This window comes from Kosakonia radicincitans DSM 16656, from assembly GCF_000280495.2.
In the GTDB taxonomy this organism is placed as follows: domain Bacteria; phylum Pseudomonadota; class Gammaproteobacteria; order Enterobacterales; family Enterobacteriaceae; genus Kosakonia; species Kosakonia radicincitans.
The window spans coordinates 1,030,731-1,047,878 of sequence record NZ_CP018016.1; the positions used below are offsets into that span (position 1 = coordinate 1,030,731).

Annotated in this window: 20 protein-coding genes; 12 read left to right on the forward strand and 8 right to left on the reverse strand. The window is 52.1% G+C overall.

Annotated features, from left to right (window positions below):
- Positions 1-107: 107 nt before the first annotated feature.
- Together Y71_RS05135 and Y71_RS05140 are read left to right on the forward strand one after the other, a co-directional pair.
- Entirely contained in the window at positions 108-1,043 is a 936-nt protein-coding gene (locus Y71_RS05135; RefSeq protein WP_007370425.1) for a hypothetical protein, read from the forward strand.
- Between the two features lie 261 nt (positions 1,044-1,304).
- Positions 1,305-1,682, forward strand: coding sequence for a hypothetical protein (locus tag Y71_RS05140; RefSeq protein WP_035887723.1), 378 nt, complete (start codon positions 1,305-1,307; stop codon positions 1,680-1,682).
- Between the two features lie 291 nt (positions 1,683-1,973).
- Here the strand turns inward: Y71_RS05140 and Y71_RS05150 are convergent, their stop codons facing one another.
- Entirely contained in the window at positions 1,974-3,383 is a 1,410-nt protein-coding gene (locus Y71_RS05150; RefSeq protein WP_007370427.1) for an amidase, read from the reverse strand.
- Between the two features lie 130 nt (positions 3,384-3,513).
- On the opposite strand from Y71_RS05150, the gene Y71_RS05155 reads away from it, so the two are divergent.
- Positions 3,514-4,086 (forward strand): TetR/AcrR family transcriptional regulator, encoded by a 573-nt coding sequence (locus Y71_RS05155; protein ID WP_007370428.1) that lies wholly within the window; start codon positions 3,514-3,516, stop codon positions 4,084-4,086.
- Positions 4,087-4,290: 204 nt separating this feature from the next.
- Here Y71_RS05155 and Y71_RS05160 read toward each other — a convergent pair whose 3' ends face one another.
- Complete coding sequence (locus Y71_RS05160; RefSeq protein ID WP_007370429.1) at positions 4,291-5,232, reverse strand: LysR family transcriptional regulator; 942 nt, start codon at positions 5,230-5,232, stop codon at positions 4,291-4,293.
- Positions 5,233-5,303: 71 nt separating this feature from the next.
- Here Y71_RS05160 and Y71_RS05165 point away from each other — a divergent pair, with 71 nt between their 5' ends.
- Entirely contained in the window at positions 5,304-6,257 is a 954-nt protein-coding gene (locus tag Y71_RS05165) for an alpha/beta hydrolase (RefSeq protein WP_007370430.1), read from the forward strand.
- Between the two features lie 264 nt (positions 6,258-6,521).
- Here Y71_RS05165 and Y71_RS05170 read toward each other — a convergent pair whose 3' ends face one another.
- Positions 6,522-7,580 (reverse strand): SDR family oxidoreductase, encoded by a 1,059-nt coding sequence (locus tag Y71_RS05170; protein ID WP_007370431.1) that lies wholly within the window; start codon positions 7,578-7,580, stop codon positions 6,522-6,524.
- Between the two features lie 95 nt (positions 7,581-7,675).
- Between Y71_RS05170 and Y71_RS05175 the strand changes: the two genes are divergently transcribed.
- From Y71_RS05175 to Y71_RS29895, 3 genes are all read left to right on the forward strand, one after another.
- The gene (locus Y71_RS05175) at positions 7,676-8,563 is read left to right on the forward strand and encodes a LysR family transcriptional regulator (protein WP_007370432.1); all 888 of its coding nucleotides are present in this window, start codon (positions 7,676-7,678) and stop codon (positions 8,561-8,563) included.
- A gap of 207 nt (positions 8,564-8,770) precedes the next feature.
- Positions 8,771-9,154 carry a RidA family protein gene (locus Y71_RS05180; protein ID WP_007370434.1) on the forward strand — a complete coding sequence of 128 codons (384 nt, stop codon included), beginning with the start codon at positions 8,771-8,773 and terminating at the stop codon, positions 9,152-9,154.
- Between the two features lie 277 nt (positions 9,155-9,431).
- A complete protein-coding gene (locus Y71_RS29895; RefSeq protein ID WP_071531978.1) occupies positions 9,432-9,728 on the forward strand; it encodes a hypothetical protein in 297 nt (98 codons plus the stop codon).
- Between the two features lie 82 nt (positions 9,729-9,810).
- On the opposite strand, the gene Y71_RS05195 is transcribed toward Y71_RS29895, so the two are convergent.
- Positions 9,811-10,074, reverse strand: coding sequence for a hypothetical protein (locus Y71_RS05195; RefSeq protein WP_007370437.1), 264 nt, complete (start codon positions 10,072-10,074; stop codon positions 9,811-9,813).
- A 195-nt stretch (positions 10,075-10,269) separates the two neighbouring features.
- Complete coding sequence (locus Y71_RS05200; protein ID WP_007370438.1) at positions 10,270-10,506, reverse strand: tautomerase family protein; 237 nt, start codon at positions 10,504-10,506, stop codon at positions 10,270-10,272.
- Positions 10,507-10,567: 61 nt separating this feature from the next.
- Between Y71_RS05200 and Y71_RS05205 the strand changes: the two genes are divergently transcribed.
- Together Y71_RS05205 and Y71_RS05210 are read left to right on the forward strand one after the other, a co-directional pair.
- Positions 10,568-11,026: a winged helix-turn-helix transcriptional regulator gene (locus Y71_RS05205; RefSeq protein ID WP_035887737.1), complete on the forward strand. Its 459-nt coding sequence runs from the start codon at positions 10,568-10,570 to the stop codon at positions 11,024-11,026.
- 454 nt (positions 11,027-11,480) lie between these two features.
- Positions 11,481-12,386 carry an NADP-dependent oxidoreductase gene (locus Y71_RS05210; protein ID WP_007370440.1) on the forward strand — a complete coding sequence of 302 codons (906 nt, stop codon included), beginning with the start codon at positions 11,481-11,483 and terminating at the stop codon, positions 12,384-12,386.
- Between the two features lie 37 nt (positions 12,387-12,423).
- On the opposite strand, the gene gstA is transcribed toward Y71_RS05210, so the two are convergent.
- Positions 12,424-13,029 carry a glutathione transferase GstA gene (gene gstA / locus Y71_RS05215; RefSeq protein WP_007370441.1) on the reverse strand — a complete coding sequence of 202 codons (606 nt, stop codon included), beginning with the start codon at positions 13,027-13,029 and terminating at the stop codon, positions 12,424-12,426.
- A 131-nt stretch (positions 13,030-13,160) separates the two neighbouring features.
- Between gstA and Y71_RS05220 the strand changes: the two genes are divergently transcribed.
- Positions 13,161-14,036: a LysR family transcriptional regulator gene (locus Y71_RS05220; protein WP_007370442.1), complete on the forward strand. Its 876-nt coding sequence runs from the start codon at positions 13,161-13,163 to the stop codon at positions 14,034-14,036.
- Between the two features lie 61 nt (positions 14,037-14,097).
- Here Y71_RS05220 and pdxR read toward each other — a convergent pair whose 3' ends face one another.
- Positions 14,098-15,516 carry a MocR-like pyridoxine biosynthesis transcription factor PdxR gene (gene pdxR / locus Y71_RS05225; protein WP_007370443.1) on the reverse strand — a complete coding sequence of 473 codons (1,419 nt, stop codon included), beginning with the start codon at positions 15,514-15,516 and terminating at the stop codon, positions 14,098-14,100.
- An 89-nt stretch (positions 15,517-15,605) separates the two neighbouring features.
- On the opposite strand from pdxR, the gene Y71_RS05230 reads away from it, so the two are divergent.
- Entirely contained in the window at positions 15,606-16,040 is a 435-nt protein-coding gene (locus tag Y71_RS05230) for a GNAT family N-acetyltransferase (RefSeq protein WP_007370444.1), read from the forward strand.
- A 27-nt stretch (positions 16,041-16,067) separates the two neighbouring features.
- The gene (locus Y71_RS05235; protein ID WP_007370445.1) at positions 16,068-16,502 is read left to right on the forward strand and encodes a carboxymuconolactone decarboxylase family protein; all 435 of its coding nucleotides are present in this window, start codon (positions 16,068-16,070) and stop codon (positions 16,500-16,502) included.
- Positions 16,503-16,582: 80 nt separating this feature from the next.
- On the opposite strand, the gene Y71_RS05240 is transcribed toward Y71_RS05235, so the two are convergent.
- Positions 16,583-17,017 carry an NUDIX hydrolase gene (locus Y71_RS05240; RefSeq protein ID WP_007370446.1) on the reverse strand — a complete coding sequence of 145 codons (435 nt, stop codon included), beginning with the start codon at positions 17,015-17,017 and terminating at the stop codon, positions 16,583-16,585.
- Positions 17,018-17,148: the final 131 nt, after the last annotated feature.

A 17,148-nucleotide genomic window follows, 5' to 3' on the forward strand; every position in this document is an offset into this window, starting at 1 on the left:
ACAGTATCGGGATTGCTAGGCAGTTCTTTAGCGCCCCCAACCTTTCAACAGGGCGCACTAACTATCTAAGTTCACTGGCGTTCAACACGGCACATGCCGCTATACATTTGGCTGATATTGAGGAAGCTTATTACTGGATAGACTACGTTAATGATGACGACAAAGTTGCAACTCTCAGGTGTTCAATCGCTAAATTAGAAAAGAAAATAGGGGCAAGGGCTAATCACCCCTTAAATCCTGAACATATTGTCCCCGCCTCACTTGAAAAAATTCCTACCAGAATGCTGATGATACTGTGCGCTTTTGTTGATGGCTGCGGTGATGATTGGGGATTCAAAACGTTAGAACGTTCAGGGAAATACATATTCCCTTCAGAGACAATGACAAAGATGCTTTTCCAGTCTCTGGCAATCGGCGGATTAATTAAAATGTCCACAGCTTCTTTCAACGCGCTGGAGGATTCTGCACTGGACCAGTTTGATGAAATACTGTGGGGTGCGAAATTCCATTTAAACATCATCGGCATTGCAGATAGCAGGTTGATGGCGTTACCGGTATTACTAGAAGAGATAAATCGCCGCAATGATGAAATAGACGTGGCCTGGCAGATTCGCAGGCTCATCACGACAGGATATTTTTACAATGCGTTTGAGTACTATCTTGGCAATGTTAATGAGCTCTGGGCGAGAGAGTTTACCCTGAATGAGGCGACAACAGAACGAATAACTGAATCGACACTCAGTGGCAAGGATCTAGCCTATATTGCCAGATCATCGATTCGCTTTACTGCTGGACAGCACTCTATCGGTAGCACAAATGGTAATAAACACACCTGCAACACTCTCATTGGTAGCATAAATCGCCATTTCGACTGGGTAAATGAAGGGCGTTATTCCTACAACGCATTTGAGAGGAGTAAAAGACAGCCCGTCCTTTCCTCTGAGCGGCTGCTTGAGCAAATCGCAGGGTTCACACCGGAGGATATATACAACCTTCCGCCTTTGCCGCAAGAAATTGAGGAAGAAGAATCTGAAGAAGAGTAATTTCAGAATGACGTTGTTCGGCCTTTTCTAACGGCTGAACTTACACATAAATATGGGTTGACCCCAATTGTAACTTGATTAGCTTGCTCCATTTTGATTGGCTCATCATCGGTCCGCTCCTGGCACAGAGCGGCCATTCAGGTGCAGGAACTTTGAGCCAGGAGCAGAAGTGGGGCACGGTAGATTCTGGGCGATTCACAGATTGAATCCCGTCCTATCTTACGGCTATTCTCAAGGTATCTTTCATTACGAGCCATACCAATGAGTCCAACGCTTCCAGACGTTATCAGCTTTATCCGTGAGTATGCAGGATTGCGAAAACACCCTATCGATGAGAATTCGTACATTGAGAACGATCTCCATATTACTGGTGATGACGGTGTGGCGCTTTTACAGGAAGCAGAGAAGGTTTTTGGCGTCTGTTTTGAAACGGATGAGCATAATTTAAGGACTCTCTTTTCTATGAAAGATAATGAGTTTCTCTTTTCCTCGGAGGGCTTAGATCTTTTCGGGATTTCCCGTTTTTTTGCAAGGCTGCGAGGGATCCCGGATTCGACGGTCCGGGACCTGACAGTCGGCGAATTCCATCAGGCATTGGTGAAGCTTCGGTTACAACAAGCCAGCGAGAATAATCGCTGAATCATATTGTATCGTGCCAATGTAAAACGGCTTGCATGGCAGGTGACAACAGACCCGGCTTCATTAAGCATGCCATCACTCCAGATCTGCCGCACGATCGCTTTCCTCGTTATTGCCTCCGCGCAATTTGCACTGTCCGGCGAATAGCCGAATTTACGCAAAAATGTGCGAGAAAATGCCTCAGCACTGCCAAAGTCAACCATCGCGGCGAAAGATTTGACACTTCGTCCTGAGCGCAATTTGGCTGCCCTCAGAGCTAAGCCCCGCAGTATCCGCGGGACTTTTTCATTCCTACAGTGACGGATGAGAGCCTTTTACTGGGCTGACGGCTTCCAGCAGGGAAGCAATGTGAAGAATGGTTCGCTCATCGTGCCATTTACCCACAATTTGCACGTTGATGGGCAATCCTTCATGACTTTTACCGAACGGCAGCGCCACGCCAGGCAGGCCCGTCACGTTCAGCGGTACCGTGGCACCCTGCAGATAAGTGGCATCCACTTTCTGACCGTCGATGATAAATTTCTCCACGCCGTGTTTGTGAGCCGGAATGGGGAGAACATGCGTGATAAGCGCATCATACTGTGAAAAGTATTCCGCAAACCCGTCACGCAACCTTTCAGCAGCCTGCTCTGCATCAATAAATTCAGACATGGATGTATCAGGCAGTGACAGCATCGTTTTTGCCATCTTGTAAAGTTCATCAGCGCTTCGACCAGCCGTTGCCGCAGCAAATGCAGGCTTCATCTCCATAACGTGGATTCGGTTAAACACGTCCAGCGCAAAATCCCGCTCCAGCGCAGGAATACCGACGTGCTCTACGACCACGCCCGGTCCCTTCAGTGAATCCGCTGCTGACTTCACCACCGCTGCCACTTCCGGATCAACCGGACCAAAGCCTGGACCGGTCATCCAGCCAATGCGCAGCGGACGGGATGCCATCAGCGGCAGCCCATCAGAATAAGCTGGCGCATTGCTGGAGAAAGCGTCATGGCCGTCTGGTCCTGCAAGCTGAGAAAAAGCCAGGGCAATATCGCGCACTGAACGGGCCATAGGGCCTACGTGCCAGAACCGGCGAGGTGCGCGCGGCCAGATGCCCGTCATAGGCACGCTACCGTGCGTAGCTTTCATGGAGGTTATGCCGGTCTGTGCAGCCGGTCCACGTACTGATATGGCCAGGTCAGTGCCCAGCCCCAGAGGGGACATGCCAGCGGCGATAGCGGCGGACTCGCCGCCACTTGAACCGCCGGGCGTACGGGTCAGATCCCAGGGGTTATTCGAGCGGCCGGACAGAAGATTATCGCTTTCAATCCAGTACGAAAACTCCGGCAGGTTGGTTTTTGCAAGCAGGATAGCGCCCGCCTTTTTAAGACGCGCCACGCTGGTTGCATCCTTATCCGGACGTCGACCTTTAAAAATGGGTGAGCCGCGCTGTGTCAGTACACCTGCGGTATCAATGGAATCCTTGACGGTAAAAGGGACTCCGTGCAGGGGACCAAGTTCTTTACCTTTCATGACGGCTGATTCTGCAGCGGCAGCCTGTTTCATGGCGTCCTCTGCAAGCGACACGACAGCGTTGATGTCCGGATTAGTGGCGGCAATACGGTCGATATGCGCCTGCATAACTTCGACAGGGGAAAGGTCGCGGTTACGTATCAGGTCCGCCAGGCGGGTGGCATCTGAATAAAAAATGTCTTTGCTCATGGTAAATCCTCTCAGTAAAAAAGCTACCTAACAGTTGGTAGTTTGAGCGTAACCCCCTCACAACAAGACTGTCAATATCTACCTAACAAATGTTAGAATTACTGCATCACACTCTGCGAGGAATAAAACGATGAGCAAAACATCCCGGGATGAAATTCTTAACGCAGCCCGTCTGGCGGCCCAGGCTCATGGTTACACCGGTCTGAACATTCGCGGACTGGCGGATGAGGTGGGGATCAAGGCGGCCAGCATCTACTATCACTTTCCCAGCAAGGCCGAGCTCGGTGCGGCGGTGGCTCAACGCTACTGGGAAGACACGGCGCGTGACCTTGAAATGCTCAGGGAATCAGCAGGCGACGCGTTAAGCAGTCTGAACCGCTACCCGCATATATTCCGCCGATCGCTGGAGAGTGGAAACCGGCTCTGCATGGGCAGTTTTATGTCTGCCGAATACGATGACCTGCCTGAGGCGGTGAAGGTGGAAGTTCAGAAGTTTGCCGACGTCAACATCGACTGGCTGGCAGGGCAACTGCTGGAGGCGGGTATCACAGAGTCAGAAGGCAGCAAAACCCGGGCAGGTGCGATTTTTTCCGCTATCGCTGGCGCTCAGCTGATGGCCAGAAGCCGGAACGATATTAAGCTCTTTGATGAACTCATCGAGGGATACAGGCTTGCGGGTCTGCTTCCTTCCGTCCGGGCCTGAATTTTTGAGTGATTTAAATAAACCTGCGCATTAATTCATGTCCGCTTTGCACAAAGCGGACTGACACGCTGGCCGATATCCGCAAAGAGCATTTCAAGTGGCACGGCGCAGTCCTTTCCTGACGCGTAAATCCTTTGTATCTGCGGGCAGTCTTGTCAGGACATAGCGCTCAGCCAGGGCATTGCTTTCTAAGGGCAAAAACAGTCAATTTTTAATGTTACTCAGGAAAATTTTAAGACCATCAATGAAAGCCCGCACGCGAAGAGAGAGATGTCTACGGCTGGGATAAATAGCATGGATAGCAATTTCTTCACCTTGTGTTGCAGGCAGCAGTTGTATTAATCGGCCTTCCACAATATCCCTGTCAATCATGAAGGAGGGCAAATACCCGATACCCAATCCAGCTATGGCCGCTGTGCGTATTGCATCTCCGCTGTCAAACCTGACATGGTTACTGCCGTTCAGCGTTATTCGCCCATGCTCCTTATCCACTAAGTTCCATCCAGTAGAAGCCGTTCCCAAACCATAGACAAGACGGCGATGATCTTTAAGATCAGCAAGTGATTCCGGTTTACCCCTTTGTTTGAGATAGTCAGGTGATACAAACAATTGCGGCCGCGTTCTGTCGATAACCTGTGTTATATATTGATGACTCGTAGCGCCATCGCCTACCCGAATAGCAAGATCAAAGCCTTCCTCTATAAGATCGACAACCCGATCGCTGAAGCTGACTTCAATGCTAATACCCGGTGAGTTATCTATAAATGCCTGGATAAAAGGCAATATCACCATTTTTCCATATCCCTCTGACACGGTGAGTCTGAGGAGGCCTTTTGGCAATGGTGAATTCTGGCGGATACTGGCTTCGGCTTCTTCTAAGTCTTCCAGTAGCCTGCAGCAACGGTTAAAGAATTCATGCCCCTCTGTGGTGAGAGATAAGCGACGCGTTGTGCGCTGAAAAAGCCTTGTCTCGAGATAGGCTTCTAACCGCGCTAATGCTTTACCTGCAGCAGAGCGCGTTAACCCCATGGCCTTACCCCCGGCGACAAAACTTCCCGCCTCAGCAACGGCAACAAAGACCCGCAGTGCACCAATATCCAGAGCAGAGCCAGCAAGCTTTGTCGAAGCGATTTTTCTACCCGTCATTGGGGAACCTTTTTCGTCAATAAATTGGTTAAATTTTTATTGTAGAATTTCCATTAAATAAGGGCACAACAATGTTGTCGAAAAATGCGCAAAATGTTCTGGATGGATGGATCACGGCTGCTGGACCGGTAGTTCAGAAGCTCTATGGTCAGTCTGAAGATTGCTGGCCGAATGTGCGTAAACAATATATGCAGGGCCTGGAGAAAATCTTTCCTGCTGTCAGTGGCGTCTCCTGGAAAACACTCACACTAGGTAATATGTCGGCAATGGTCGGCGAGAGACATGAACATGCTGGAAGCAGTGTGGTGCTTTACATTCATGGCGGCGGCTATGTGCATGGTGGTGTGGAGGCGTATCGGGGGTTAACGGGCCGTATTGCCACAGCGTTAAACGCCACAGTCTATGTCCCGGACTACCGGCAGGCTCCTGATTTTCCTTTCCCGACGCCGATAGAGGATGTCTTTTCAGCTTATCGTGCGCTACTCGACAGGGGTATCAACCCTAAAAATCTGGTTCTCGTTGGTGATTCAGCGGGTGGTGCAATGGTTATTACAATGATGCGTAAGGCCCGTGACGCGGGTATTCCGCTCCCGGCTGCGGGAGTGGCTTTTTCACCCTGGGCAGATCTGACCCATAGCGGTCTGTCTGCTACCGTCCGTGATGGCATCGATCCCCTTTGTAGCATCGATTTTCTCACCAGATTAGCGAGGGAATTTCTTGCCGGTGAGCTACCAACACATCCTGATGCTTCACCCGTTTATGCAGATGTGCAGGGGCTTTCCCCGACGCTTATACAGATCGGCGAGAATGAGGTCATGCTGAGTGGTGCGATGAAACTCGCTTCAAACTTAGGGGAAGCGCGTGTACGCACGACACTCGAAGTCTGGCCGGGTATGTTCCATGTCTGGCATTTGCTGGCCGGCACACTGCCCGAAGCCGACCAGGCGCTACGTAACGCGATGCGTTTCCTGAAGGATGTTTTATCTGAGAGTAATGAATCCGACGACGCTACGTCCATGCCATAAATTTGATGCGTTCAGACATACCTAATGAAAAGCGCCCTAATAACATTAAGGGCGCTTTAATGATGGAAGATCCATGCTTTTCTTCGACAACGACCCCGGAATGATTGAAAGTGGCAATGTTCCTGAAGGCGCGAAAAGGGCTGGTCCCAATTCCCTGAGCTTGATGCTTCCGGGTCTGGGCTGTTTCTTATACGAAGGCGAGTTGTTCAGGGCCTGAGAATGTACCTATCTGAACTCCGGCCCTGTCCGGGAAATGCTGGTGAGTTAAGGGATAATGCGCGCGGCTCTGAACTGTCTGAACAGACTGAAGAACATCTCATCCGTAGCCTGCATGCGCCAGAACCCTGCGCGGCGCAGCTTGCTGCCATCGCCAAACATGTCGTAATCCCAACTGAAAACAAAGTCGGCAAACTGCCCGTCGTTCACCTGCAAAATGTCCGTCTCTACCAGACGGTGGTGCCGGGCCAGTTCGCGCCAGGCTGGCTGATAATCTTTGAACATCTGCTGAAATGAAAGTCTGACGGGCGGCGCGCATTCAAGCCCGAACCAGCGAGCAATGAGAGGCCAGAGTTCGCTCCACCTCCAGACATCACCGTTATTCACATTAAAAGCCTGATTTTCTGCGGATGATGAGGTGGCGGCCCACAGGGTGGCATCGGCGAGCAACTCGGCGTCCGTATAGTCAACAATACTGCGCCAGGTCTGTTCCGAACCCGGAAAACGAAGCGGTAGATTGAGTGACTTACAAAGCGAAGCGTACAGAGCGATGCTTAACGCAAGATTCATGGTATTGCCCGGCAAGGCGCTACCCACCACGCCCGGTCTGATGGCATTCCAGTGCCATGCTCGTCCTCGCTGATAATCGCTGAGCCAGGCGAGTTGTGCCGCGTTAAATTCCGCTCCCGCAACGCCGGGATCGCTTTCACGCGCAGGGGTTTTAAAAGGCCCAAGATGGGCGCCATAGACTTTATATCCTTGTATCAGGCTCACTGTTTTTAACGATGAAATCATCGCCGTGTGGCAGACCAGATTACGCAGCATGGTGACGTTGGGCTCCACCATTTCCGTCCAGTTTTCCGCGTTTATCCAGGCGCTGTAAAAGATATGAGTGACCTTGCTTAAGGGCTGCAGTGCCTGCGCAGTATGCTTTGCATCCAGCAAATCAGCGGTGACGAGTGGGATATTCTGCGGATGCGGTAATGCGTTGCGGCTCAGGCCAATCACTTCCCAGCCATGGTGCAGCAGTGTTTTAACGAGCTGGCTACCGACAATTCCTTTGGCACCGGCGACCAGCGCGACGTTGTTTGTGTGAGTCATATTCATGGTTTCTCCAGATAAAGTGACGGAGAGAGTGTGATATATTAATTTTTCCGCTCATATCCCCTGTAACTGATGGCACTTATAAGTGAAATCATTAAATGAATGACAAGCTCAATGCGATCGCCACCTTTTTGCGTGTGGCAGAAGCTGGCTCATTTTCAGCCGCCGCGCGCCAGATTGGCGTGAAGCAATCTGCCGTAAGCCAGCAAATTGCCGCACTGGAGGCAGAGCTTGGTGTGGTTTTGCTGCGCCGTACGACGCGTGCAATGGCGCTTACTGAGCAGGGAGAGAAGTACAGGCGGGAAATGAAGCCTTTGCTGGACGCAATGCGGGAAGCAGAAATCAACCTTAATCCTGCGGGCCAGCACTGGCAGGGCCGCGTCCATGTGCAGTTGCCGAGCGGTTTAGGTCGGCTTTTTCTTCCTCATCTTCTGGCCCTGCAAAAGGCGCACCCAGAGTTACATCTTGAGCTTTCATTTGATGATCGCATTGCCGATCTGGTCAGCGAAGGGGTTGACGTTGCGCTGCGGCTGGCGAGCGAGCCGCCAGAGTCACATGCCGTGCGCGTACTGGGCCGCATTGCGACGGCGCTTTACGCTGCCCCGGAATTTGAACACATCGATTCAGTGGATGAGCTGGCTCAGAAGCCACATATCCGGTTTAGTGGTATCGCGCCTGATGCGCCGCTACGGTTAGCTTCAGGTGATGAAACAATAAATCTGATGGTGAATACCGTGTTTCGGGCCAATACCAGCGAAGGGCTGCTGCAGGCGATCCAGGCAGGCATCGGTGTCGGTGGTATGCAGCTCCCCCTTGCTGCTGAAGCGGTGCAGTCAGGCCTGCTGGTTCCCGTTCTGCCTGAATGGCGACTGCCAGACCGATTCCTCTACGCGGTTTTCCCGGATGCCCGTTTTATACCTCAACGGGTAAGAAGCGTTGTGGAAGTGATAAAGCAGTTACTGCCGCAGATAACAGGAATGTGCTGAGGGCCGATAAGCCTGGCCCTGTTGTATTCTGCACAGCATAAATTTTCGGTACAAAGCGGCCAACATTAAGGGCTGGCATGTGCGATATGCTGACAGGTGAGATCAGGCACTTTATTATGTCAAACTATCTGGTAAGTCTGTGGTCCTGGCCAGGCATAATGGTTTGGTACATGCTGGCATTTATTCAGTCATCCATTTGAGAAAACCATGAAAAAATCGATAGTTCCTGAAGAGTTTCAGCATTATTTCAATGACTGGCATTTCTCCCCCGTCATCGAAGCAGATGGCACAGTATATCTTTCAGGTGTTACCGCAGCACGCAAGGACAAACCAATAAGTAAGCATCCTGAAGAACAATTCCATGATGCGTTTTATAAGCTGGGTGTTTATTTGAAAGCGGCCGGTTTGGGCTATGAAAATATACTTGAGATGACCACTTTTCACGTTGATCTCAAAAAACATATAGACGTTTTTTCTAAAGTAAAAGATGAGTATATAAAGGCGCCATACCCGGCATGGTCCGCCATTGGCGTATCAGAATTCATTCCAGAAAATGCGCTTGTGGAAATGCGAATTGTGGCTAAAAGGTAATTTTCAGGCTTGTGACATGCTCCCCGTTGATTAGTACACGCCGATTAACGCATCGGATACAAGCAACTACGGCCTCTATGCGACGCTCACCACCGTTTGGGAAGCCAAAAGCGTGACGCAGGTGATACAAACGCCTGCCACGACGCCGCTTTTGGCAATGACATCGCGATGTTGTCTGGCTATTTTCCTTTCTTGCGAAACGCGTTCACATTCCCTTCTTGTTGGCGGGCTATTTTCCCTCTGGTGAAGCTTTTTTAACCAAAACGTGGAGAACAGCATGAGAGAATTAACGAAGACATTATTTGCCACTGCCTTTATGGTTTGCACTTTTTCCGTTAATGCTGCAACAGAGGGCGATATAAAACCGCCGCCTTTACAAAGGGATAGCCCGCCCATGCAGGGCCCTGCGCCACTCGTGTATGGTGTTGTCCAGCAAACCACCACCCCGGTCGAGGCGTTAAACAATGTGGTTAAAAATCTTCCGGCGCTGGAAAATGGGAAGCGTTATGAAGTCCGGCTGGAAGTGAGGGAACTGGCACCCGTGCCCACGCCGCCAGTTCCCCCGGCACCATAGTTAACGTTTGTTCAGCCCCTTGCGGGGCTTTTAAACAAACACTTATCAGATTGGCGTTACTCTTTTCGTCCCTTTAACAACCTTAAACGCCTGTCAAAAAAGTTGTTACCACAATAAAAAATACAGGAACAAAGAAAACCGCGAATAACGTGCCGCTGATAATCCCGCTTCCTGCAATGAACTGCCAACCCACTCTCCGGTAAACCCAGGCGGTAATGCCCTGGCCAGTAGCTCCATCGTTTTCATTGCCGGGAAAGTCCTTTGACACAACTTCAGGACGCTGCTGTGGCTGGTTTTGAACAGCATTTTCAAGCCACTTCATCTCTTTCGGGAAAACAGCCTGCATAAAGCGTTATTCACTGTTGGAGTTCTTCAGGTATTTAGCCGTGGTGCTGTGATTAGCGCACCCAGGTGCAGGTAACATCCGCTGCTGGCTTGAAGGCGTCGGCCTGGTGGGGAGATATGTCCGCTCAGAGCAAGGGGCGGATATTCATACTGTCCGCCGATTATTCATGACTAAATGTGAATTACTACAAACAAGTCAGGACTGCTGTGGTGATGCGAATTTTGCAGCAATCATTTCAGATGTGGGCTGTATTCCCCCAAGACTCCACTGCTCCGGTTCATGCTCGTCAATCAGGATCCATACCGATCGCCGGAATTCAGGATCGCCTTTCCCCTCAATTTCAACAATAAGATCAGTCATTCGACGTAGCAGTTCATTTTTTTGCTCCGAATTCATAATTCCTTTAATGGTTTGCACTTTTACGAAGGGCATTGTATTCTCCTTAAATAGCTGGGTATTAAAATCATACCCAGGTTAAGAGGCAAATGCATACATGTCAAAAGATAAATCATTACCATACCTGCTACCTGAGCTTTGCGGGCTTGCTGCGTCAGCAGAACTACTTGGAGATCAATGGGTTTTGTTGATTCTAAGGGAGGCATTTTATGGGGTCACCCGCTTTGAAACTATACGTGCTCATACAAAAATCACGAAGCAGACATTGGCAAACCGATTAAAAAAAATGACTGAACTCGATCTACTATGCAAAATCCCCTATCAAGAAGAAGGGGTACGTGAACGGTATGAATATGTTCTCACAGCCAAAAGTCGCAGCCTTGCGCCAATTCTTTTCTCCATGATGGAGTGGGGTCATAAAAACATACTGCACGACTCACCGCATATCGCCTTAACGGATAAAGAAAGTGGAGAAGTGCTGTATAGCGCCTTTGTCACCGCAGGCGGTAAGATTGTTGATCCTAAAAATGTTCAGATAACAGCGCTTGATAGCTAATTTGGCCTGCTCCCCATAAAGTAACATATCACAATGTTATCAACGTCCCTCTTGATTAAGGATAGCGTTGCATTGAACTGTTGAACTCACAGCGAAGTACAAACGTCAGGACTTATCAACAATAACCCCGATTGACGATAGAAAAGCGCCGCCGCGCAGGTACACTTGACAGCAAACTTTGGCCTGAATAGGCTTACACAACGTCGCGAAAAACGATCATTTTTGTTTCTGGAGTGATCGCGCATACGTCGAGTCTGTGTCCTCACAGTTTGACCAGCGTCTTCGAAATCAACGGCTTTACTGCCATGAAATGGCGGGAGCACTTATCGTTACCCTTGCGTAGCGATACGATAAACGGAGCGCATCTATGTCAAACTCAAGTTCTAAACCCGCTTTATCTGTCAGTTCACTTCCGGGTTTTTCTCATCCTTTGCGCTCCGGCGACAGTCACAAGATGAAGGCAATCCGTTATCACGCTTTCGGCGGGCCTGACGAATTGAAAGTCGAGGAAATAGCGGTTCCACATCCTGGACCCGAAGAGATCCGCATTACGGTGCATTGTGCGGGTGTGAACCCCTCTGACTGGAAACGAAGAGAAGGCCAGTATCGGGCATTCGAAGAGATCACGTTTCCGCTCACGGTCGGTGTGGAAGCCAGCGGCATTGTGGATGAGATTGGCGATGGCGTTTGTGACGTTGCCATTGGCAATGCAGTATTTGGCTTTGGCGATGGCACCGTCGCGGAGAAAGCCATTCTTACCCACTGGGCGGTCAAACCCGCTGCCGTCTCTTTTGAAGTGGCAGCCGGCTTGCCTGTTATTGTTGATACTGCCACCCGGGCACTGGATGAAGTGAACATCGAAGCCGGGCAGACTCTGCTGGTTAGCGGGGCGGCAGGGGGCGTAGGCACAGCGATAGTTCAGCTGGCACGTCTGCGCGGCATTAACGTTATTGGCACCGCAAGTTCTCCTAACCATGTTTATCTCGCTTCATTAGGCGCAGTGCCTACGACTTACGCTCCTGGCTTGAAGGCACGAATAGCTCAGTTAGCCCCCATGGGCGTCGATGCCGCTATTGACGTTGCGGGAGCCGGGGTTATCGCTGAGTTGATTGCCATCGTGGGAAACCCTGCTCATGTGCTTTCCGTCGCGGATTTTTCAGCAGAACAATATGGCGCGAAATTTTCCCATGGGCCGCCAGAGCAACCGGAAATTGCCTTTGCAGAAGTTGCCCATCTCTGCGCGCATGGCCTTTTTCAGCTTCCTGTTCAGGGCGTATACCCTCTGGAGCAGACGGCAGAAGCACATCGGGTGAGCGCAGAAGGGCACGTCACCGGCAAACTGATCATCAAGGTTCGCTGAGAATGCAACGCGCGCGCTCACCGAAACCTCTGCGAACTTATTGCGACGCTTCTGCAAGTAATGCCGCCTGCACAGCAGGACGCGCATTGATCTTTCTCTTATACGCTAACAGGGCGGGCCAGCGATTCAGTTCGAAGGAGAAGAATTTACACCAGCCCAGCACGGTGAAAAGGTAGGCATCAGCGACGCTGAACGACGAACCGGTCAGATAGGGTTTATCGTTGAGTGTATCTTCAAGGAAATCGAAGCGCCGGAAGAGCTTCTCACGAAAAACCGTTCTGACCTCTTCCGGCAGCGTGGTGTTGAATAGCGGTGCTGAGCCTGCGTGTATTTCACTGGTGATAAAGTTCAGCCACTCCTGCAGACGCACCCGCGCCCAGCTGTCCGCTCGCGGCGCCAGCCCGCTTTCCGGTTTCATGTCGGCGAGGTACTGCACAATGGCCGGGCCTTCGGTGAGTATCTGCCCGTTATCCAGTTCCAGTGCAGCGACATAGCCTTTAGGGTTAATGGTCCGGAAATCGCGTCCGTCCGCAGTGAGTTTGCTCCTGTTGTCCACTTTGACCAGCTCAAACGCCAGCCCGAGTTCACGCAGCACAATGTGTGGTGAAAGTGAACAGGTGTTCGGGGCGTAATACAATTTCATGCTCTCTCTCCGGTAAATTGAAAAGCTGTCGCGTAACATTCAGCGCGATCCTCAATACACTGTGATTAAAGCGTCTCGCGCTGTAAAATTAATGTTTCATAAATTAGCTATTAGCTGAGCTACTGATACTTATGATGAATCTTTTGCACTGGCGCTTACTGGTCGCAGTGGCAGATGCCAGCAATATCTCGCGTGCCGCTGAGGAGGTTGGAATGACTCAGTCCGGTGCCAGCCAGGCTATCGCCCAGTTAGAAGCTTCACTTGGATTCGCGGTATTTACGCGTGAGCGTCGGCATATCGGTGTCACTGCGCTGGGTGAGCAGGTTGTCGGGCATGCAAGGAGCATGCTGGCGCGGCTTAACGCGATCCGCGTATTGGCGGATGAGAGCCGGGGTTTAAAGGGCGGCCGCATTCGCCTTGCCAGCTTTCCTTCCGTGACATCCACATTGTTGCCTGGACTGCTGCGCGACTTTAAGCGCCTGCACCCGGGCATGGAAGTGGTGGTGCTGGAAGGTACGGACGAGGAAGTCGAGGAGTGGCTTGCCGCAGACACCGTTGAGCTGGGCGTGGTAATGAACCCGTTACCAGGACGAGCCGACGTCATATTAGGGCAGGATGTATGGGTAGCAGTAATGCCAGCCAGTCATCCGCTGGGACGTCATGCCGGTACGAGCGGCATAACGCTGGAAAAACTGGCAGACCAACCCTTTGTTCTCGCCACAGGCGGATGTGTCGTCAATGGAAAAAGTCTGATGGAACAGGCAGGTTTGCAGCTCTCTGACGTACGCGTGAAAGTGCGCGACTGGAGCAGCGCCTGCCTGCTGGTGCGGGAAGGGATGGGTGTCGCGCTGGTCCCTGAATCTGCCCTGTCGGTTGAATTACGCGGCTTGTGCGTGGTGCCGGTGACACCTACTGTTCAGCGCGAGTTTGGTCTGGTTTGTTCGCCATCAGGAAAATCTTCTGCCGCGACGCAGGCATTACTGCAAGGGCTGCGCAGAGGGGGATGATCGGCGGCAAGGTTAATGCGTAATGTGATTTATGCACGTGCAGGCGTGCCAGCAGGCGACCTTATGGCGCTAATAATGCTGCCAAACGTTTCACTGCAGCTTGTGCTTCTTCCGCGCTGGTAAAACTGGTAAATCCCATCAATAGCCCGTTCTGCTGCCGGGTGCCTGCCTCCCATTCACTGAGCGCCCTGACACCAAGCCCTGCGGCCCGAGCCGCTGTCGCCAGCGTTTTATCGCACTGATGCTCGTTCAGCCAGGCCAGAACCTGGATTCCCCCGGCCTGCGGCTGGATGCGCAGAGAGGAGCCGATAATGCTTTCAAGTGCCTCCACAAGATAACCGCGTCTGACGGCGTACAACTGGCGCATTTTGCGCAAATGGCGGACAAAATGCCCCTGTTGCATGAACGCCGCCACCATCGCTTGCGGCAGAATTGATCCCGGTCCAGGCCAGTGATTAACCGCCTCGTGAAAGGTCTGTTGCAAAGCGGGGGGCACCACCAGGTAGGCCAGACGCAAGCCGGGAAACAGGACCTTACTGAAGGTTCCGGTATAAAGCACACGCTGCTCATGATCGAGACTTTTCAGGGCCGGTAGCGGATGCCCGTGGTAACGGAATTCACTGTCGTAGTCATCCTCAATGATCCAGGCATCTTTTTGGTTCGCCCACGCCAGCAACGCCAGACGTCGGGGGAGAGACAGTGCGACGCCAGTGGGGCTTTGGTGTGAAGGTGTGACGACCGCAAACCGTGCATTGGGTGCCATCTGCTGCCCGGCAGCGACCTGTAGCCCCTCTTCATCCACCGGAACGGGGGTCAGCGTCATGCCCATTTGTTGCAGAGCGTATCGACCAGGAAAATAACCGGGATTTTCATACCAACCGCTGTCGCCTGTCCGTAAAACGGTACGACACAGCAGTTCCAGCGCTCCCTGATAGCCGGTGGTAATAAAGACCTGTTCCGGCGCGCAGGCGATCCCACGGGAAATGCCCAGATAGGTAGCGATGGCTTCCCGTAGCGGTGCGTATCCGGCAGGATCGGGATAATTCATCATCGTAGCCTCAATCATCCGCAGCGTTTGCCCCGACAGGCGAGACCATATTTTACGCGGGAATGCATCAAGCGCCGGTACACCTGGCTGAAACGGTAAAATATCCCCCGTCTGGCGCACCTGATAAGGCTGCTCACCTGAGGTTCTGTGCTGCGGCGGGTTTCCGGCGTTCGGCAGCCTCGCCAGTTGGGGCGAGACCCGGGTGCCCGCCGCGCCTTTCGTCACCAGGTAGCCCTCGCTAACCAGCATCTGATAAGCCATTTCCACCGTTCCCCGCGCGACGTGAAGCTCGCTGGCGAGATTGCGTATTGATGGAACACGCTCCCCCGGGCTCAGCCGGCCGGTCGTGATCGCGTCGCGATAGCGCTGATAAAGCTGCAAATAGAGTGGTGTGTCAGGCTGCCAACTGGATTTCAGCATCTGTGCTTTCACGTCATTTGTCCTGGTGATTTAGATAATTCTTGTCACTGTAGCATGGGTCATGTCGGCGATATATTGCAGCCATCAGACAGGGGGAACGAATGGCGACATTTGAACTATACAAGGTTGAAAGCGAACTGGCGCTCCATGCTGCGTACACATTAATGCGCGAGTTGCGACCGCACCTGACCGATGCCGCGAGCTTTATCGCGCGCGTCCATCGTCAGGCTGAACAAGGGTATTGCTTGCAAGGCGTCTGGCAGGATCAACAGCTCCTGGCCCTGGCGGGCTATCGGGTTGCGGAAAATCTGCTGTACGGGCGCTTTCTGTACGTTGATGACCTTGTGACTGCACCCTGTGCCCGCAGCCACGGACTGGGGGCGAAATTAATCGATGCCCTGCGCGCAGAGGCGCGCGATCAGAATTGTACTCACCTGGTGCTGGATACCGCTTTAGGCAATGCGCTGGGACAACGTTTTTACTATCGACAGGGATTGCTGGCGGCAGGCATGCACTTTCGTCAGACCCTGGCATGACGTTTTTTAATAACCGGAGATAACCTGATGAGCACCCCACAACGTTTACCCTATTTCACCCTTTCCCCGGAGGCCTATAACGGGTTTGCTGCGACCAAAAAAGCGCTGAGTAAAAGCAGTCTCGGGAAAGCGCTGATAGAGTTGGTCTGGCTGCGGATCTCGCAGATTAACGGCTGCGCATTTTGTCTTGAAATGCACGCCAAAGCCCTGCGCGCCGACGGTGAAAGCGCTGCACGACTGGATAGCCTGGCGGGATGGCGCGTCAGCGAATTATTCAGCGAACGTGAGCGTGTCGCCCTTGCGTGGGCGGAGTCTCTGACGCACGTAGATAAAACGCATGCGCCTGATGATGATTATATTCCTCTGCAGGCGCATTTCAGCGAAGCTGAAATTTCCGACCTGACCTTTGCGATCGCGCTGATGAGCGCCTTTAACCGTCTGGCGATCGGCATGCGTCAGTAATCATGACGTCCGGCTCAGGGATGCGCCGGAACGGTGAATATTCAGCATATTGCTTATGCCCCGCGCCTGTTCGCAGGAATTCAGGCTGCTCCCCCGGAGGCGAGTATGGCCAGCTCCGACACGCCTTCACTCATTATGTCGCTGTCCTGCAGAAGATGTTGAATATTCACCCAGCGGGCTTCACTTACGTCATCGGCTGCAACTGGCTCGCCACTCACGTACCGGCATTGTATTGCAACCATAACGTAGTGCGTGCTCACATCGCCGTTATCATCTTTAGCAATCGCGTCCACCACCGTGAGTATCCGCTCCGGGTCTGCCACGATACCCGTTTCTTCATAAAGCTCACGTTGAGCGGCGGCGAGTGATGTTTCGCCGATCTCCGTTTTCCCACCGGGAAAGCCCCACATACCGGCGTCCGGCGGGTTATTCCGTTTTACCAGCAGAACGTGTTTTTCACGCACCACCACAGCCAGGACAGCGGCAATGGGTCTGGCCGACGGTATCGGATACATGTGGTACTCCTTTGCAAGAAATATCGGCGGTGGAGATGTCCCAACCGCATGAAGATCGCTGTTAATAACCCCTGTATCCACTTTTCGCCAATTTTTCAAAATATAAACACCTGTACGTTAATTATTAACGA

Coding starts and splice junctions, on each gene's coding strand:
- Y71_RS05140 (WP_035887723.1), top strand. CDS start 1,305: ATGAGTCCAACGCTTCCAGACGTTATCAGCTTTATCCGTGAGTATGCA.
- Y71_RS05150 (WP_007370427.1), bottom strand. CDS start 3,383: ATGAGCAAAGACATTTTTTATTCAGATGCCACCCGCCTGGCGGACCTG.
- Y71_RS05155 (WP_007370428.1), top strand. CDS start 3,514: ATGAGCAAAACATCCCGGGATGAAATTCTTAACGCAGCCCGTCTGGCG.
- Y71_RS05160 (WP_007370429.1), bottom strand. CDS start 5,232: ATGACGGGTAGAAAAATCGCTTCGACAAAGCTTGCTGGCTCTGCTCTG.
- Y71_RS05165 (WP_007370430.1), top strand. CDS start 5,304: ATGTTGTCGAAAAATGCGCAAAATGTTCTGGATGGATGGATCACGGCT.
- Y71_RS05170 (WP_007370431.1), bottom strand. CDS start 7,580: ATGAATATGACTCACACAAACAACGTCGCGCTGGTCGCCGGTGCCAAA.
- Y71_RS05175 (WP_007370432.1), top strand. CDS start 7,676: ATGAATGACAAGCTCAATGCGATCGCCACCTTTTTGCGTGTGGCAGAA.
- Y71_RS05180 (WP_007370434.1), top strand. CDS start 8,771: ATGAAAAAATCGATAGTTCCTGAAGAGTTTCAGCATTATTTCAATGAC.
- Y71_RS29895 (WP_071531978.1), top strand. CDS start 9,432: ATGAGAGAATTAACGAAGACATTATTTGCCACTGCCTTTATGGTTTGC.
- Y71_RS05195 (WP_007370437.1), bottom strand. CDS start 10,074: ATGCAGGCTGTTTTCCCGAAAGAGATGAAGTGGCTTGAAAATGCTGTT.
- Y71_RS05200 (WP_007370438.1), bottom strand. CDS start 10,506: ATGCCCTTCGTAAAAGTGCAAACCATTAAAGGAATTATGAATTCGGAG.
- Y71_RS05205 (WP_035887737.1), top strand. CDS start 10,568: ATGTCAAAAGATAAATCATTACCATACCTGCTACCTGAGCTTTGCGGG.
- Y71_RS05210 (WP_007370440.1), top strand. CDS start 11,481: ATGAAGGCAATCCGTTATCACGCTTTCGGCGGGCCTGACGAATTGAAA.
- gstA (WP_007370441.1), bottom strand. CDS start 13,029: ATGAAATTGTATTACGCCCCGAACACCTGTTCACTTTCACCACACATT.
- Y71_RS05220 (WP_007370442.1), top strand. CDS start 13,161: ATGATGAATCTTTTGCACTGGCGCTTACTGGTCGCAGTGGCAGATGCC.
- Y71_RS05230 (WP_007370444.1), top strand. CDS start 15,606: ATGGCGACATTTGAACTATACAAGGTTGAAAGCGAACTGGCGCTCCAT.
- Y71_RS05235 (WP_007370445.1), top strand. CDS start 16,068: ATGAGCACCCCACAACGTTTACCCTATTTCACCCTTTCCCCGGAGGCC.
- Y71_RS05240 (WP_007370446.1), bottom strand. CDS start 17,017: ATGTATCCGATACCGTCGGCCAGACCCATTGCCGCTGTCCTGGCTGTG.